The following is a 16,501-nucleotide window of genomic DNA, read 5'->3' as shown; positions in this document are numbered from 1 at the left end:
CGTCGCCGGATGAAAGATCCCGGATACACCGAGAAACAGTGCGGGTACGGCGCCCGGCGCAAGGTCACCGCAACCCGCACGGCCGCCGCCGTGCCGTGATCGCTACCCCACCCCGGACGTCGTACCTGACTGTCTCGCCCCCTGATAAGCGTCGGCCCCCACCGACGCTGTACTCAGAGTAAGGCCGTGGTCTCATATAGGAAGCGGATTAGCGAAACTGACCGCTCTCGACTGTTCACTGTGGGTTTCTTGTTCGCTCTTGGGGAGTACGGGATCCACGAGCGGCAAAAATTTACCGAGAGGCGACCAAGGGCCGGTGGGTACGGCCCTCTACAGCCGTCGCGCCCCCGCACTGGGCACCGCCGGGAAGATCCGCGGCGCCCGGTGCCCGGCCGCGCCGAACGCCTCGGTCACCGCCTTGCTCACCGCCTCCGCGTCCCCCTCCGCCACCAGCACGATGGCCGAGCCGCCGAAGCCGCCCCCGGTCATCCGCGATCCGAGCGCCCCCGCCGCGTTCGCCGTCTCCACGACGAGGTCGAGCTCCTCACAGGAGATCTCGAAGTCGTCGCGGCAGGAGGCGTGCCCGGCGGTCAGCACCGGCCCGATGGACCGGGTGTCCCCCGCGTCGAGCCGCCCGATGACCTCCTCCACCCGCCGGTCCTCGGTCACCACATGGCGCACCCGCCGCCGGGTGGCCGCGTCACAGCCCAGCCGCTCCAGCTCGGCGAGCGTCGCGTCCAGCCCCTCGAAGGGCACGTCCCGCAGCGCCCGTACCCCGAGCGCCCGCGCGGCCGCCTCGCACGCGTCGCGCCGGCTCGCGTAGGCGCCGTCGCCGAGCTCGTGCTTGACCCGGGTGTCCACGACCAGCAGCCGCAGCCCCTCGGCCGCCAGGTCGAACGGCACCTGGCGCTGGCTGAGATCACGGGCGTCGAGGAAGAGGGCGTGCCCCTCGGTGCAGCACGCCGACGCCATCTGGTCCATGATCCCGCAGGGCACGCCCACGAACGCGTTCTCCGCGCGCTGGCACAGCTGGGCGATGCGCGGCGGGGTGAGCCCCAGCCCGTACAGATCGTTGAGCGCGGTGGCCGTGACCACCTCAAGCGCGGCGGACGAGGACAACCCGGCGCCGGTGGGCACGGTGGACGCGAAGTGCAGCTCCGCACCGCCGGCCGCGCCCGTCAGCAGCCCCGCCTCGCGCAGCGCCCAGACCACTCCGGCCGGATAGGCCGCCCAGCCGCCGCGGTCGCCGCCGCCCGAGCCGCCCGCGACCGGCGCAAGCTCCTCGACCCGCAGCTCGACGACCCCGCCCGGGACGTCGCCCGAGTGCAGCCGCAGCACCCCGTCGGTGCGCGGCGAGGCGGCGGCCAGGCAGGTGTGGGGCAGGGCGAGCGGCATCACGAAGCCGTCGTTGTAGTCGGTGTGCTCGCCGATCAGATTGACCCGGCCCGGCGCGGCCCAGACGCCGCCGGGCTCGGTGCCGTAGACCTCGCGGAACTCCGCCGTGACCCGCTCGGGGCCGTGCTCGTCCGTCACTGACTCTCCCTCCGCTGCGCGAACTCCCATGCGTCCGCGACGATTCCGGCCAGGTCGGCGCGGGTCGGGCGCCAGCCCAGGCGCTCCTTGGCACGCTCGGCGGAGGCCACCAGGACCGCCGGGTCGCCGCCGCGGCGCGGGGCGGCGATCTCCGGGATGGGGTGGCCGGTGACCTGGCGCACCGTCTCGATGACCTCGCGGACGGAGAAGCCGTTCCCGTTGCCGAGGTTGCAGATCAGATGCTCGCCAGGATTGACTCCGCGGCGCGCAGCGCCTCCGTTGAGGGTGGTGGTGGGAGACGGGAGGGCGGCACCGAGGGCGAGCAGATGGGCGTCGGCGAGGTCCGCGACATGGATGTAGTCGCGGACGCAGGTGCCGTCGGGGGTGGCGTAGTCGTCGCCGAAGACGGAGATGGCCTCGCGGCGGCCCTGGGCGACCTGGAGCACCAGGGGGATGAGGTGGGACTCGGGGTCATGGCGCTCGCCGTACGCCCCGTAGGCGCCCGCGACGTTGAAGTAGCGCAGGGAGACCGCGGCCAGGCCGTGGGCGGCGCACTCACCGCTGATCATGTGGTCGACGGCGAGCTTGCTGGCCCCGTAGGGGTTGGTGGGCGCGGTGGGGAGGTCCTCGGTGATCGGGACCTGGTCGGGCTCGCCGTAGGTGGCGGCGGTGGAGGAGAAGACGAGGGTGCGCACCCCGGCGTCGCGCATCGCGGCGAGCAGCTCGGTGGTGCCGCCCACATTGTTGACCCAGTACTTCTCGGGGTTCACGACGGACTCGCCGACCTGGGAGAACGCCGCGAAGTGCAGCACGCCGTCGTAGGAGGGGTCGAGCCACTTGGCGGCGTCCTGGATGCGGCCCTCGATGAACTCCGCGCCCTCGGGAACCCCGGCGCGGTGGCCGGTGGAAAGGTCGTCCAGCACCGTCACCCGGTGTCCGGCTTCGAGCAGATGCGCCGCGACCACGCTGCCGACATAGCCGGCGCCGCCGGTGACCAGGTACTTCTTCTGCTGCGCATTGCTCACTTGCTCGCTACCTCTCGCAGTCGCTCGGCCGCGGCCTCCGGCGGCACATCGTTGATGAACACATTCATGCCGGATTCGGAACCCGCGAGAAACTTCAGCTTGCCGGAAGTGCGGCGGATGGTGAAAAGCTCGAGGTGAAGTGCGAATTCACCGCGGTCGGTCATGCGGTACGGCGCCTGGTGCCAGGCGGAGATGTAGGGCGTGGGCGACTCACCCTCGCCGAAAATCCGGTCGAAGCGCTTCAAGAGTTCCAGATACATCTGTGGAAACTCTGTGCGCGCGGCCTCGTCCAGCGCCGGCAGGTCCGGGACCCGCCGCTTCGGGTAGAGGTGCACCTCGTAGGGCCAGTGGGCGGCGTAGGGGACGAACGCGACCCAGTGCTCGCCGTCGAGCACCACCCGGCGCCCGTCGGCCAGCTCATCGGCCACCACATCATCGAACAGATTCCGACCAGTGGCCGCACGGTGCTCGCCGAGCGAACGGATCATCAGCCGGGTACGAGGGGTCACAAAGGGATACCCGTAGATCTGGCCGTGCGGATGGCCGAGGGTGACGCCGATCTCCTTGCCGCGGTTCTCGAAGCAGAAGACCTGCTCGACGGCGGGGTGTTGGGCCAGCTCGGCGGTGCGGTCGGTCCAGGCGTCGAGCACCAGAGCGGCCTGTTCGGCGTCGAGGTCGGCGAAGGAGGCGTCGTGGTCGGAGGTGAAGCACACGACCTCGCACCGGCCCGAGTCCCCGGCCAGCGACGGGAAGCGGTTCTCGAAGACCACGACGTCATAGTCGGAGGCGGGGATCTCGCTGTGCCGCCCCTCGCGGGAGGGGCACAGCGGGCATTCGTCGGCCGGCGGGTGGTAGGTGCGCGCCTGGCGGTGGGAGGCGATCGCCACCCGGTCGCCGAGCAGGCGGTCGTGCCGGATCTCCGAGCGGGTCGCGATGGGGTCGAGCGGCCGCTGGTCGACGGCGTCGCGCACCGCGTCGTCGCGCGCGTCGTAATAGATCAGCTCGCGTCCGTCCGCGAGCCGCGTCGCCGTCTTCTTCACTCCGCCAGCTCCTGTCATGTGCACCTGCACCCACCCAACACAACTCAACATAATGAACCACAAGCCAACAGTGCCGTCAATGCACGGGGAAGGTGCTCGGACAAACCACAAGAATTCGGATACGTTCACCGAACGTTTCTGGTGCATTCCGTTCAGGCGATGAGGCGAGACCATGCACTATCTGGCCGAAGGGCTACGGCTCCCCACCAACGCACTCGACTACACGATCCTGATCCTGTATTTCGTCGTCGTCCTCGGCGTGGGTTTCGCCGCCAGAGCGAGCGTCAAGACCAGCCTCGACTTCTTTCTCTCCGGCCGGTCGCTGCCCGCGTGGGTCACCGGTCTGGCCTTCGTCGCCGCGAATCTGGGCGCCCTGGAGATCCTGGGAATGGCGGCCAACGGCGCGCAGTACGGGGTGTACACGGTGCACTGGTACTGGGTCGGGGCGATTCCGGCCATGGTCTTCCTCGGCCTGGTGATGATGCCGTTCTACTACGGTTCCAAGGTACGGTCCGTGCCCGAGTTCCTGCTGCACCGCTACGGGCCGTCCTCGCATCTGCTCAGCTCGATCATCTTCTCGGTCGCGTCCGTGCTGATCGCGGGGGTGAACCTCTACGCGATGGCGATCGTGGTGGAGGCGCTGCTGGGCTGGCCGCAGTGGGTGGCCATCGTGGTCGCGGGGCTCTTCGTGCTCGCGTACATCACCCTCGGCGGACTCTCCTCGGCGATCTACAACGAGGTGCTGCAGTTCTTCGTGATCCTGGCCGCCCTCATCCCGCTCACCGTCGTCGGCCTCCGGCGGATCGGCGGCTTCGGCGGGCTCAAGGACGCGCTCACGGACGCCCACGGCCCGAACTTCGTCTCCGCCTGGGGCGGCACCGGCATCGGCTCGGCCAACCCGCTGGGGGCCAACTGGCTGACCATCGTGCTGGGTCTCGGCTTCTGTCTGAGCTTCGGCTACTGGACGACCAACTTCGCCGAGGTGCAGCGCGCCCTGTCGGCCAAGAACCTCTCGGCCGCCCAGCGCACCCCGCTGATCGCCGCGTTCCCCAAGATGTTCATCCCGCTGATCGTGGTCGTCCCCGGGCTGATCGCGCTGGTCCTCCAGCCGGACATCGGCTCCGAGAAGAGCGGGCTGCAGTACAACGACGCGATTCCGCTGCTGATGAGCGAGTTGCTGCCGAACGGGGTGCTCGGGCTCGCGGTGACCGGGCTGCTGGCCGCCTTCATGGCGGGCATGGCGGCCAATGTGTCGTCGTTCAACACGGTCTTCACCAACGACATCTGGCGGGCGTACATCAGGAAGGGCCGGCCGGACGGGTACTACCTGCTGACCGGGCGGGTGGTGACGGCGATCGGGGTGCTGGCCGGTATGGGGACGGCGTTCATCGCCTCCTCGTTCAGCAACATCATGAACTACCTCCAGACCCTGTTCTCGTTCTTCAACGTGCCGCTGTTCTGCGTCTTCATCATCGGGATGTTCTGGAAGCGGGCCTCCGCCCCGGCCGGGTTCTGGGGGCTGCTGTGCGGCACGGTGGCCGCGATGATCAACTATTTCTGGCTCTACAAGGCGGACGTCATCTCCATCCCGAGCGACCAGGGCGCCAACTTCGTCTCGGCCATCGTGGCGTTCGTGGCCGGCGGGGTGGTGATGGTCGCGGTGACCCCGTTCACCAAGCCCAAGCCGGTGGAGTCGCTGGCCGGTCTGGTCTACGGCACCACCGCGCCCGGGGTGGCCGAGCCGCCGGCGCCGGGCGACGAGGCGTGGTACCGCCGTCCGGCCGTGCTGGGCTGGAGCGCGCTGATCCTCGCGGCCCTGTGCTACATCCCGTTCTCCCTGTGACCCTTCCGGGATTAAGGAGCGTGCGCCATGAGTGAGGAGTACGAATACCGGCACGAGGTCGAGGACCTGCAGCAGAAGTCGGCGACCGCGGCCCGGCTGTTCGATGTACGGCGGATCATCGGCGGGCTGTTCGTGATCTACGGGATCATCGTCCTCATCGCCGGGTTCACCGCCTCGGACGCGGATGTGCGGAAGGCGTCGGGCATCAACATCAACCTCTGGACGGGGTCGTGCATGCTCGCGGTCGGCCTGCTCTTCCTGCTCTGGATGAAGCTCAGGCCGCTGTCCGCGCCGGGGGCCGAGCCCAAGCCGGAGCCCGCCCGGCCCGGGGGCGGCCCCGGGACCGGGCCCGGGGCCGCCGAGCCCGGTGGCCAGGGACCCGGGAGCCGAGGGCCCGGGTCCGGAACGGGCTGAGAAACGCGGGCGCCCGGCCACCGCACCCGCCCACCGCGCCCGGCCACCGCACCCGGCCACCGCGCCCGGCCCGGCTCGGCACGGCTTGAGGCCTACGGGGCCGACGGGGGCGGCTGCGGCGCGGGAGGCGGCTGGGGCGGGGGCGGCGGGGTCCGGCGCGTCGCCGCGCGGTCCAGCAGCCCCGTACGCGCCGCCAGGGCCGCCGCCTCCAGCCGCGACCCCACCCCGAGCTTCATCAGCACCCGCTGCACATGGGTGCGGGCCGTGCTGGGGGCGATCCCCATGCCCGCGGCGATCAGCCGGGTGTCCTCACCCTCGGCGACCCGCACCAGCACCTCCACCTCACGCGGGGTCAGCATCCGCAGCAGCCGGGCGCCCTCGTCGTCGGGCTGGGCCGCGGGGTTGAGCAGCTCCGCGAACGCCCCCTGGAGCAGTTGGGGCGCCACCGCCGCCTCGCCCGCACGCGCCTTCATCATGGCGCGTTCTACGCCCTCGATCCGCTCGTCGTGGCGCACATAGCCGGACGCCCCGGCGGCGAAGGCGGCGGCGATGCCGCGCGGGCTCGGCACCGGGCCGAGCACCACGACCGCGACCTGTGGCCGCTCCTTCTTGATCCGCACCACCGGGTCGAACACCCCCGGCTCGGCGGGTGCCGCCGTGCCCAGCAGGCACACCTCGGGTGCCCGGCTCACCACCAGGTCCGCCGCGCCCGCGCTCGGCGCCGCCGCGGCGAGCACCCGGTGCCCGCGCAGCTTCAGCGCCGAGGCGAGCGCCTCCGCGAGCAGACGGTGATCGTCGACCACCATGAGTCGCACGCCCATGAGCTCCCCCCATTCGCTCAGGGGGGAAAGCTACACGCTTGTTCGACGTTGCGCGCCCCTTACCGGGCAGAAGCCCCTCGGAATGCCGAAATCCCGGCCATTCGTGCCTACTTGACATCCGATTGACGTCCCAATCCGATCGATGCGGCCGGGTTCCCCGGGGGCGCGCACCCCGGCGCTCCGCCGCCACACACGGCGGCGGCCCCGCCCGTACGGTGTCGTACGGGCGGGGCCGCCGTGGAGAGGCCGGGCGGACTTCGGAGCGTCAGCTCGCGCCGAAGATGATCGCCAGCGGGTCGTCCCGGTCGTAGGTGCCCGAGGGCTTGCTGGCGTAGACGTCGCCCATGTAGAGGTGCTCCCCGGAGTAGATGATCTCCGAGTAGCTGGGGCTGAACTTCTGCTCCAGCTCATGGCTGGCGACGGAGTTCTGCAGCAGCTTGGTCTTCGCGTACGACTTGGGGTCGATCCGCCAGACCGCGCCGCCGGTCTCCCAGGTGCTCTCCTGGTAGGCGAGGACCGAGCCGTCCTCGTCCAGCCCGAGCGGGGTGAGGGCGGCGCCCTTGACCCCGTCGGTCTTCCCGATCGGCTTGCCGCTCTTCAGGTCGAAGGCCACGACCTCGTTGGCCGTCGCCGCACTGGAGTCGGTGCGGTCCTCGGAGCCGAGGAAGAGGGCGTTCGCCGACTTGGAGACGGCGAGCTTCCGGCAGCCCTCGACGTTGGTCGACTCGCACTTGGCGTCGTACTTGCCGTTCTCGGTGCCGATCTTGCCGAGCACCTTGCCGGTCTTGGCGCTGTCGTCGATGGACAGGAAGTCCGAGACCGCCGAGCCGGTGGAGTCACCGGCGTCCAGGCCGATCACCAGCGGATCGGTGGAGGCGACGTGAACGTAGTCGATGCCCTGCGAGACCTTGTAGGCCGACTTCACCGCGCCCGTCTTCGGGTTCAGCGTCTGGACCTGGATCTGCGGGTTGTCGTAGTCGCCGCAGCGGCGCACCGCGACCAGCTTGTCCTCGCCGCCCGCGTAGCCGTCGTCCGAGCACTGCTCGCCCGACTTGGGCTTCCACAGGGCCTGGCCCGAGCTGGACCAGGCGGCGCCGCCGCTGGTGCCGCCCGCGGCCACGGTGCCGCCGCCGATGGTGACCTCGTCGAAGCGGACCTTCTCGTCACCCTCCTTGACGTTCCGGTGCCACAGCATCTTGCCGTTCTTCAGGTCCAGCAGCCCGACCTCGGTGCAGCTGGGGTACTTGTCCTTGGCCGACGGCTTGGCCTCCTGGTAGAGGACCGTGGTCAGCCCGTCCTTGGTGAGGTGGTCCGAGGACCAGCAGACCGCGCCGTCCAGCGGGATCGTCCACTTGGCGTCGCCGCCGCTCAGCGGATAGCCGACGATCTTGTAGACACCGGCCTTCACGAAGGTGTCGTCGGTGGTCCACATGCCCTCGACGGTGACCTGGTCGGAGACCTTGGGCATCGGGACCTTGTCGAGCAGCTTGGCGTCCACGGCCTTGGCGGGCTTGTCCCCGCCGCCCGTGGTGCCGCTGGAGGCGCCCTGGCTGGACTGCTTGTCCTTGTCCTTGCCCTTGGCCTCGCTGCCGCCGCCGTCGTCCTTGGTGGCGAACCAGATGCCGCCGACGACGATCAACGCGACCGCGACCACGGCGCTGACGATGATCGCCATGCGCTGCTTGGACTGGCCGGAGCCACCGGGGCCGCCCGAGCCTGGACCGCCGGGGTACTGGGCCTGCGACGGCTGGCCGTACTGCGGCTGGCCGAATTGCGGCTGCCCGTAAGGCTGCTGCCCGTAAGGCTGCTGTCCGTACTGCGGCTGACCGTAAGGCTGCTGGCCGGTTCCGTACGGCGACGGGCCGCCCTGGGGCGGCTGGCCGTGCCCCGGCTGGTCCGGGTAGCCGTAGCCGCCGGCGCCCGGCGGGGGCGTCTGCGGCGGCGCCGACGGCGGCGGAGGCGGAGTCTGCGGCGGCTGGCCGGGGGCCTGCGGATAGCCGTAGCCCTGCTCGCCCGGAGGCGGCGTGGGCGGCTGCTGTGGGTAGCCGTAACCGGGTTCCTGCGGCGCGCCGAAACCGCCCTGCGGCGGCTGGTTCGGCGGCGGAGGCGGCTGTGACATGCGAAATCCTTCAGGTGCGGGACCCATCGTCCGACCGGCCTCCCCCGCGATCCCGGTGGTCAAAAGCCTCCGGGAAGGAGCGAATCGGACAGGGCACCCCGCCATTGAGCGGAAGGAAGGCGGGAGTTCTTTGTATCACCCGTAAGGGGCGCATTAGGGATCGGTGTCCAGGTCATGGACCAGCTGAGACCGGCCTGTGACGCGACCGTTGCCAGGGCACGCGCCGCCGCCGCACAACCTCTTCACACGATGCTTTCAGGCCACTCACATCATGCGTCGTCGACTCATGCGCCGCAGGCCACCCACATGCGTCGTCGGCTCGTGCCCCGTCGGCTCATGCGTCGTCGGCTCATGCGTCGTCGGCTCATGCGTCGTCGGCCAGCTCCAGCCAGCGGGTCTCCAGTTCGTCCCGCTCGCCCGTCAGCTCGCGCAGCTGGGTGTCCAGCTCGGCGACCTTGGCGAAGTCCGTTGCGTGCTCGGCGATCCGCGCGTGCAGCTCGGACTCCTGCGAGCTGATCCGGTCCAGCCGCCGCTCGATGCGCTGCAGTTCCTTCTTGGCGGCGCGCTGGTCGGCCGCCGACCGCTGCCGGGCGGCCTGTTCGCCGGTCTTCTGCTTGGCGGGCGCGGCGGCGGCCGGGGCGGCCGCGGCCAGGGCGCGCTGCCGCCGCTCCAGGTACTCGTCCACACCGCGCGGCAGCATCCGCAGGGTGGCGTCGCCCAGCAGGGCGAGCACCCGGTCGGTGGTGCGCTCGATGAAGTAGCGGTCGTGGCTGATGACCACGAGCGAGCCGGGCCAGCCGTCGAGCAGGTCCTCCAGCTGGGTCAGGGTCTCGATGTCCAGGTCGTTGGTGGGCTCGTCCAGGAAGAGCACATTGGGCTCGTCCATCAGCAGCCGCAGGATCTGCAGTCGGCGCCGCTCACCGCCGGAGAGATCTCCGACCGGGGTCCACTGCTTCTCCTTGGTGAACCCGAACTTCTCGCACAGCTGGGAGGCGGTCATCTCCCGGCCCTTGCCGAGGTCGACGCGCTGCCGGATCTGCTCGACGGCCTCCAGGACCCGCAGCTTCCGGTCGAGTTCGGCGACCTCCTGGGACAGATACGCGAGCCTTACGGTCTTGCCGACCACGACCCGGCCCCCGGCGGGCTGCTGTTCGCCCTCGCTGCGGGCGGCCTCGGCGAGGGCGCGCAACAGCGAGGTCTTGCCCGCGCCGTTCACCCCCACCAGGCCGATCCGGTCGCCTGGCCCCAGCTGCCAGGTCAGATGCTTGAGCAGCACCTTGGGCCCGGCGGTGACGGTCACGTCCTCCAGGTCGAAGACGGTCTTGCCGAGCCGGGAGTTGGCGAACTTCATCAGCTCGGTGTTGTCGCGCGGCGGCGGGACGTCCTCGATCAGCGCGTTCGCCGCCTCGATGCGGAAGCGGGGCTTGCTGGTGCGGGCGGGGGCGCCGCGGCGCAGCCAGGCGAGCTCCTTGCGCATCAGGTTCTGCCGCTTGGCCTCCTCGCTGGCGGCGATGCGCTCGCGCTCGGCGCGGGCGAAGACGTAGTCGCTGTAGCCGCCCTCGTACTCGTGGACGGCACCGCGCTGGACGTCCCACATCCGGGTGCAGACCTGGTCCAGGAACCAGCGGTCATGGGTGACCACCACCAGACCCGAGCGGCGGGCGCGCAGATGACCGGCCAGCCAGGAGATGCCCTCGACGTCGAGGTGGTTGGTGGGCTCGTCCAGGACGATCAGGTCCGGCTCGGCGATCAGCAGCTGGGCGAGCGCGATACGGCGGCGCTCACCGCCGGACAGCGGGCCGATGACGGTGTCGAGTCCCTGGGGGAAGCCGGACAGGTCCAGCCCGCCGAACAGCCCGGTGAGCACGTCCCGGATCTTGGCATTACCGGCCCACTCGTGGTCGGCGAGGTCGCCGATCACCTCATGGCGGATGGTGGCCGCGGGGTCGAGCGAGTCGTGCTGGGTGAGCACGCCGAGCCGCAGATCGCCGGCGTGGGTGACGCGGCCGTCGTCGGCGGGCTCCAGCTTGGCGAGGATCCGGATGAGCGTGGTCTTGCCGTCGCCGTTACGGCCGACGACGCCGATGCGGTCGCCCTCGTTCACCCCGAGGGAGACGCCGTCCAGCAGGGCACGGGTGCCGTACACCTTGCCGACGGATTCAACGTTGACCAGGTTGGTCGCCATCACACTCCATTACGCGGATCGATCGGCATCCCAGGGTAGTCGCCGCGCGGGGCGCCTCGCTCAGGCGCCGACCACGGGCTCAGGCACGGACCCGCGCGCTCGGGCACGGACCGGCCGCTCAGGCCCGGAGCAGGCGCTCGGGCCCGGACCACAGTCGCTCGGGCACGGACCGGCCGCTCGGGCGCCGACCACGGGCTCCATTGCTCCACCCGCTTGCTCCACTCGCTCAGGCGCCGACCAGCCGCGCCCCGGGGACCGGACCGGAGGTGACCCGGACCGTGCGGCAGGTGCCCGAGGCGGCCAGCCCGGTCGCCACCGCCTGCGCGGCCTCGGTGTCCTTGGCCAGGAAGGCGCAGGTCGGGCCGGAGCCCGAGACGAGGGAGGCGAGCGCGCCCGCGTCCGCGCCGGCGCGCAGGGTTTCGGCGAGCGCGGGGCGCAGCGAGAGCGCGGCGGGCTGGAGATCGTTGGAGACGGCGGCGGCGAGCGCGGTGGCATCGCCGGTGCGCAGCGCGTCCAGCAGCGCCGGGGAGGGCTCGGGGTCGGGCACGTCGGCGACGCTCGCGCCCGCGCCGGAGGCCTCGCGCAGCCGGTCGCATTCGCGGTAGACGGCGGGGGTGGACAGCCCGCCGTCCGCCACGGCGAACACCCAGTGGAAGGTGCCGCCGGTCTCCAGCGGCGTCAGCAGCTCGCCCCGGCCGCGGCCGAGTGCCACGCCGCCGACGAGACTGAAGGGGATGTCGCTGCCCAACTCGGCGCAGATCTCGAGGAGTTCGTCCCGGGACGCCTGGGTGCCCCACAGCGCGTCGCACGCCAGCAACGCCCCGGCGGCATCCGCGCTGCCGCCCGCCATGCCGCCCGCGACGGGGATGTCCTTGGCGATGTGGAGGTGCACGCCGGGCTCGATGCCGTACCGCTCGGCGAGCGCGAGGGCGGCGCGGGCGGCGAGGTTGGTGCGATCCAGCGGCACCTGACCGGCGTCCGCGCCCTCGACGGTGATCCGGAGGGCGTCGGCGGGGGTGGCGGTGACCTCGTCGTGGAGCCCGACGGCGAGGAAGACGTTGGCCAGGTCGTGGAAGCCGTCGGGCCGCAGTCCGCCGACCGCGAGCTGGACGTTGACCTTGGCGGGCACACGGGCGGTCACGGGACGGCTCACGGGGCTCCTCGGTGGGGTTCGGGTGTTCGGTGCGGCCATTGTCCCGCGTGCGGGGGTGTGCCCGCGGCGGGCTTGTTCCCCCCCCACCCCCGTCCCGCGCGCGAGGGTGCGCCCACGGCAGGCTTGCCCCCGGCCCTCGTCCCGCGCGCGGAGGTGCGCCTGCGGCGGACTTGTTCCCCCCACCCCCTCCCGCGTGCGGGGGTGCGCCTGCGGCGAGCTTGTTCCCCACCCCGCCCCTTCCCGCAACCGGGGCTCCGCCCCGGACCCCGTTCCCGGGGTTCTCCACCCCCGCACCCCCGCCGGGGTTCCATCTCTGGACCCCGCCCGCGGCCCGGCGAACCTCCGGGGCCCCGGTCCGCGGCTCCGCCCCCTGGCCCACGGCCGGTCGTACGACCGAAGCGGGGCCTGGGGCGAAGCCCCGCCGGGCGCCGGGGCGAAGCCCCAGCCAGGGTTCGGGGGCGGAGCCCCGACGGGGACTCGGAGGCGGAACCACGGCGCGGGCTCGGAGGCGCCCCGGCGGGAGGCTCGGAGGCGGAGGCCCGCCAAGAGGCCGAGCGCGGACCCCCAACGGGGGCTCCGGGGCAGAGCCCCAGCGGGGGACTCGGAGACGGAACCCCGGCAGGAGGCTCGGAAGCGGAGCCCCGGCAACAGGTCAAGCGCGGAGCCCCGACGGGGGCTCGGAGGGCAGAGCCCCGGCCGAGGCCCGGGAGCAGAACCCCGACGGGGCTCGGGAGCAGAACCCCAGCGGAGCCCCAGCGGGGCTCGGGAGCAGAACCCCAGCGGGGCTCGGGGCGGAGCCCCAGCGGGGGCCTGGGCAGAGCCCCGGCGGGGGCTCCGGGGCAGAGCAGAACCCGGGGCAGAGCGCCCGGGGCAGAGCGCCCGGGGCAGAGCGCCCGGGGTGGGGCCCGGGGCAGAGCGCCCGGGGCAGAGCGCCCGGGGCAGAGCGCCCGGGGCAGAGCGCCCGGGGTGGGGCCCGGGGCGGAGCGGCCGGGGTGGGGCCCGGGGCAGAGCGCCCGGGGTGGGGTCCGGGGCGGAGCGCCGGTTGTGGGGAGGGGCGGGGTGGGGAACGAGCCTGTGGTCAGGCCGCCGGTCCGTGCTCGGCGATCGCGGCGAAGTCCTCCACCGTCAGCGACTCGCCGCGCGCCTGCGGCGAGACCCCGGCGGCCCTCAGAGCCTCCTCCGCGGCCCCCGCCGAACCGGCCCACCCCGCGAGCGCCGCCCGGAGGGTCTTGCGGCGCTGGGCGAACGCCGCGTCCACCACCGCGAAGACCTCTTCCCGGGTGGCGGTGGTGCGCGGGGGCTCGTCCCGGCGGACCAGCGAGACCAGGCCGGAGTCGACGTTCGGGGCGGGCCAGAAGACATTGCGGCCGATCGCGCCCGCCCGCTTGACGTGGGCGTACCAGGCGGCCTTCACGGACGGGACGCCGTACACCTTGGAGCCGGGCGGGGCGGCGAGCCGGTCGGCGACCTCGGACTGCACCATGACCAGCGTCCGCTCGATGCTCGGGAACCGCCCGAGCATATTGAGCAGCACGGGCACCGCGACGTTGTACGGCAGGTTGGCGACCAGCGCGGTCGGGGCGGGGCCCGGCAGCTCGGTCACCCGCAGGGCGTCGCTGTGCATCAGCGTGAAGCGGTCGGCGCGGTGCGGCAGCCGGGCCTCGACGGTCGCGGGGAGGGCTTCGGCGAGGACGTCGTCGATCTCGACGGCGGTGACCCGGTCGGCGGCCTCCAGCAGCGCGAGGGTCAGCGACCCGAGCCCGGGGCCGACCTCGACGACCACGTCGTCCGGGCGCACCCCGGCGGTCCGGACGATCCGGCGAACCGTATTGGCGTCGATGACGAAGTTCTGGCCGCGCTGCTTGGTCGGACGTACGCCGAGCCGCGCCGCGAGTTCGCGGACGTCGGCGGGGCCGAGCAGAACGTCGGAGTCGGTGGAGCTCACCCAGGAAGTTTAGGCCCCCTTTTCCGGGGCTCGGTCCTCGCCGAGCCACCGCCTTGAGTGGCCCCCGGGGACCCACCGGGGCCCCATCACCGGTGCAGCTTCGCCCCGCAGCTGGGCCACGGACCGGTGCCACGTTGCTGGTAGAGCTTCTTCGCGCGGTAGGTCTGCTCGGCCGGGGGCGCGTCCTGGGGGCGGCCGTGGCCGCCGAGGGCGTGCCAGGTGCCCTGGTCGAGCTGGTAGAGGCCGCCGTAACGGCCGGAGCCGTCGACCGCGTCGGGCCGGCCGCCCGATTCGCAGCGGGCCATGGCCCGCCAGTTGAGCCCGTCCGCCGGGCCGCCGACGCCGGCGGGCACGGCCTTGGTGCCGACCCGGACGATCCGGGCCACGGGCGCCTTGACGATCTCGCTGCCGATCTTCCGCGGCCGCTGCCGTACGCCGTTGACGCTGCGCACCCGGTAGGTGATGCGCAGGGTGCCCGGCTCGCCGGGCCGGGCCACCAGCTCGGCGCCCTTGGGGAGGGTGGGGTCGGCGCGGCGGACGGTGGTGAAGGGCACCGGATGGTCCCGGACCTCCTTGCCGCCGGTGATCCGCATCACCGTCACCGTCTGGCCGTCGCGCGGGAAGCTGTCCCGCGGGACGGAGGTGGTGTCCTGGCCGCGCAGGGTGAGCCCGGCGGCGGCGAGCGCCTCGCCGACGGTGGCCGCGTTCGTACGGACGACGTGGGGGCGCCCGTCGGCGAGGAAGGTGACGGTGCGCTCGGTGCGGACGTGCAGGAGCAGCCCGCGGCTGGTGATGGCCGCGGAGCGGGAGGCGGACAGATACGCGCCCTCGGCACGTACCCCCAGTTGGCGCAGTGCGCCGTCAACCGTGCGGGCGGTGGTCCACACCCGGCGGCGCTCCCCGTCGAGGGTGAGGGTGACGGGACGGCCGTAGCGGACGGCGATCTCGTCGCCGTCGCCGAGCCGCTCCCCGGGCGCCGGGGCGACGATGTCGTGCGCGCCGACGCGGACGTCCTGGTCCGCCAGCAGCTCGCCCACGTCGTCGGCGTAGGTGTGCAACGTGCGCGTGTCGCCGTCGACGCTGAGCCGTACGGCCTTGTCCTGGGCGACAAAGGCGGAGGTGCCGCCGGCCAGGGCGGCGACCACCATCGCCTGCGGCAGCAGCCGGCGCATCGGATCGGTCCGGCCGGTGGCGCCGCGCCGGGCGGCTCGGCGGGCGGCGGCACGGCCGCCCGGGACGCGGTGGCTGGCCCTACGGCTCACGACAACACTCCGGTAACACTCCACAAGTCCACTGGTCAGGGCGTTGGGTCCGGGACTGTAGCGGAGTGGGGGTGACTCTCCAAAGGAAGATCATCACGCAGTGTGATCACCCGCTTCGGATCGCCATCGCCCCTCAATAGCCGAAGACGCGTGCCGTATTGGCCGCCACGGCGGTCGCCAGGGTGTCCTCGGGGACGCCTTTGACCTCGGCCATGGCCCGCAGGGTGAGCGGAATCAGATACGGGGCGTTGGGCCGTCCGCGGTAGGGGACGGGGGTCAGGAACGGCGCGTCGGTCTCGACGAGGACGAGGTCGAGCGGGGCGACGGCGAGGGCGTCGCGCAGCGGCTGGGCGTTCTTGAACGTGACGTTGCCCGCGAACGACATGTAGTAGCCGCGCTCGGCGCAGATCTTCGCCATGGCCGCGTCACCGGAGTAGCAGTGGAAGACGACGGTGTCGGGCGCGCCCTCCTCGGCGAGCACCCGCAGGACGTCGTCGTGGGCCTCCCGGTCGTGGATGACCAGCGCCTTGCCGTGCTCCTTGGCGATGGCGATGTGGCGGCGGAACGAGCGCTCCTGGGCGGCCATGCCCTCCGGGCCGGTGCGGAAGTAGTCCAGACCGGTCTCGCCCACCCCCCGCACCTGGGGCAGCGCGGCGAGGGCCGCTATCCGGTCGAGCGCCGCGTCCAGGGCGGCGTCGCCGCCGGGCTCCCTGGCCCCCTGCCGGGACCAGCCATCAGGGTCGCCGAGGACGATGCGCGGCGCCTCGTTGGGGTGCAGGGCCACGGTGGCCCAGACGCTCTCGTGCGCCGCCGCGGTCTCGGCCGCCCACCTTGACCCGGCGAGGTCACAGCCCACCTGGACGACGGTCGTGACGCCGACCGAGGCGGCCTTGGCCAGCGCCTCCTCGACGGTGCCCGACTGCATGTCCAGGTGGGTGTGGGAATCGGCGACCGGGACCCGAAGGGGCTCCGGCGGCGGCGGGGGCAGGTCCTTTTCCTTTTGCCCGCCGCTCGTCTTGCCACTGCCGCCGGGGGTCGATGCTGTTTTCGCCATGGGCGCGATTCTATGAATCCCGGTGAATGTGCGGTGAATCGCGTCCGGCCGCTCAGTTGACTCGCCCCCGGCTCAGGTGAACCGACTCATACGAACCCGCCCGAACC

Annotated in this window: 12 protein-coding genes; 2 read left to right on the top strand and 10 right to left on the bottom strand. The window is 72.3% G+C overall.

Annotated elements, in window-relative coordinates; translation table 11 throughout:
• Window positions 1-330: 330 nt before the first annotated feature.
• From galK to galT, 3 genes are read right to left on the bottom strand one after another with little or no spacing between them, the layout of a single operon-like run.
• Window positions 331-1,533 (bottom strand): galactokinase, encoded by a 1,203-nt coding sequence (gene galK / locus NP777_RS27185; protein ID WP_256652824.1) that lies wholly within the window; start codon window positions 1,531-1,533, stop codon window positions 331-333.
• Complete coding sequence (gene galE / locus NP777_RS27180) at window positions 1,530-2,558, bottom strand: UDP-glucose 4-epimerase GalE (RefSeq protein WP_256652823.1); 1,029 nt, start codon at window positions 2,556-2,558, stop codon at window positions 1,530-1,532. Before galE ends, galK begins: the two co-directional genes overlap by 4 nt.
• Window positions 2,555-3,598: a galactose-1-phosphate uridylyltransferase gene (gene galT, locus NP777_RS27175; protein ID WP_256652822.1), complete on the bottom strand. Its 1,044-nt coding sequence runs from the start codon at window positions 3,596-3,598 to the stop codon at window positions 2,555-2,557. The genes galE and galT overlap by 4 nt, the downstream gene beginning before the upstream one ends.
• Before the next feature lie 172 nt (window positions 3,599-3,770).
• Here galT and NP777_RS27170 point away from each other — a divergent pair, with 172 nt between their 5' ends.
• Together NP777_RS27170 and NP777_RS27165 are read left to right on the top strand one after the other, a co-directional pair.
• Window positions 3,771-5,441, top strand: coding sequence for a sodium:solute symporter family protein (locus NP777_RS27170; protein ID WP_256652821.1), 1,671 nt, complete (start codon window positions 3,771-3,773; stop codon window positions 5,439-5,441).
• Window positions 5,442-5,468: 27 nt separating this feature from the next.
• Window positions 5,469-5,855 carry a hypothetical protein gene (locus NP777_RS27165; protein WP_256652820.1) on the top strand — a complete coding sequence of 129 codons (387 nt, stop codon included), beginning with the start codon at window positions 5,469-5,471 and terminating at the stop codon, window positions 5,853-5,855.
• A gap of 92 nt (window positions 5,856-5,947) precedes the next feature.
• Here the strand turns inward: NP777_RS27165 and NP777_RS27160 are convergent, their stop codons facing one another.
• The 7 genes from NP777_RS27160 to NP777_RS27130 form a co-directional block, all read right to left on the bottom strand.
• A complete protein-coding gene (locus NP777_RS27160; protein ID WP_256652819.1) occupies window positions 5,948-6,676 on the bottom strand; it encodes a response regulator transcription factor in 729 nt (242 codons plus the stop codon).
• A gap of 265 nt (window positions 6,677-6,941) precedes the next feature.
• On the bottom strand, window positions 6,942-8,795 hold the full coding sequence (locus tag NP777_RS47805) for a hypothetical protein (protein WP_305890181.1): 1,854 nt from the start codon (window positions 8,793-8,795) through the stop codon (window positions 6,942-6,944).
• A gap of 364 nt (window positions 8,796-9,159) precedes the next feature.
• Entirely contained in the window at window positions 9,160-10,980 is a 1,821-nt protein-coding gene (locus NP777_RS27150) for an ABC-F family ATP-binding cassette domain-containing protein (RefSeq protein ID WP_256652818.1), read from the bottom strand.
• Between the two features lie 226 nt (window positions 10,981-11,206).
• Window positions 11,207-12,172: a 4-(cytidine 5'-diphospho)-2-C-methyl-D-erythritol kinase gene (locus tag NP777_RS27145; RefSeq protein ID WP_305890180.1), complete on the bottom strand. Its 966-nt coding sequence runs from the start codon at window positions 12,170-12,172 to the stop codon at window positions 11,207-11,209.
• Window positions 12,173-13,211: 1,039 nt separating this feature from the next.
• Window positions 13,212-14,078, bottom strand: a complete 867-nt coding sequence (rsmA, locus tag NP777_RS27140) for a 16S rRNA (adenine(1518)-N(6)/adenine(1519)-N(6))-dimethyltransferase RsmA (RefSeq protein WP_256652816.1) — start codon at window positions 14,076-14,078, stop codon at window positions 13,212-13,214.
• Between the two features lie 86 nt (window positions 14,079-14,164).
• Window positions 14,165-15,364, bottom strand: coding sequence for a ubiquitin-like domain-containing protein (locus NP777_RS27135; RefSeq protein ID WP_256652815.1), 1,200 nt, complete (start codon window positions 15,362-15,364; stop codon window positions 14,165-14,167).
• A 109-nt stretch (window positions 15,365-15,473) separates the two neighbouring features.
• Window positions 15,474-16,394 carry a TatD family hydrolase gene (locus NP777_RS27130; RefSeq protein WP_256652814.1) on the bottom strand — a complete coding sequence of 307 codons (921 nt, stop codon included), beginning with the start codon at window positions 16,392-16,394 and terminating at the stop codon, window positions 15,474-15,476.
• Window positions 16,395-16,501: the final 107 nt, after the last annotated feature.

Source organism: Streptomyces rugosispiralis (assembly GCF_024505145.1).
Classification (GTDB): domain Bacteria; phylum Actinomycetota; class Actinomycetes; order Streptomycetales; family Streptomycetaceae; genus Streptomyces; species Streptomyces rugosispiralis.
This window is presented reverse-complemented; position numbering and strand designations above follow the sequence as displayed.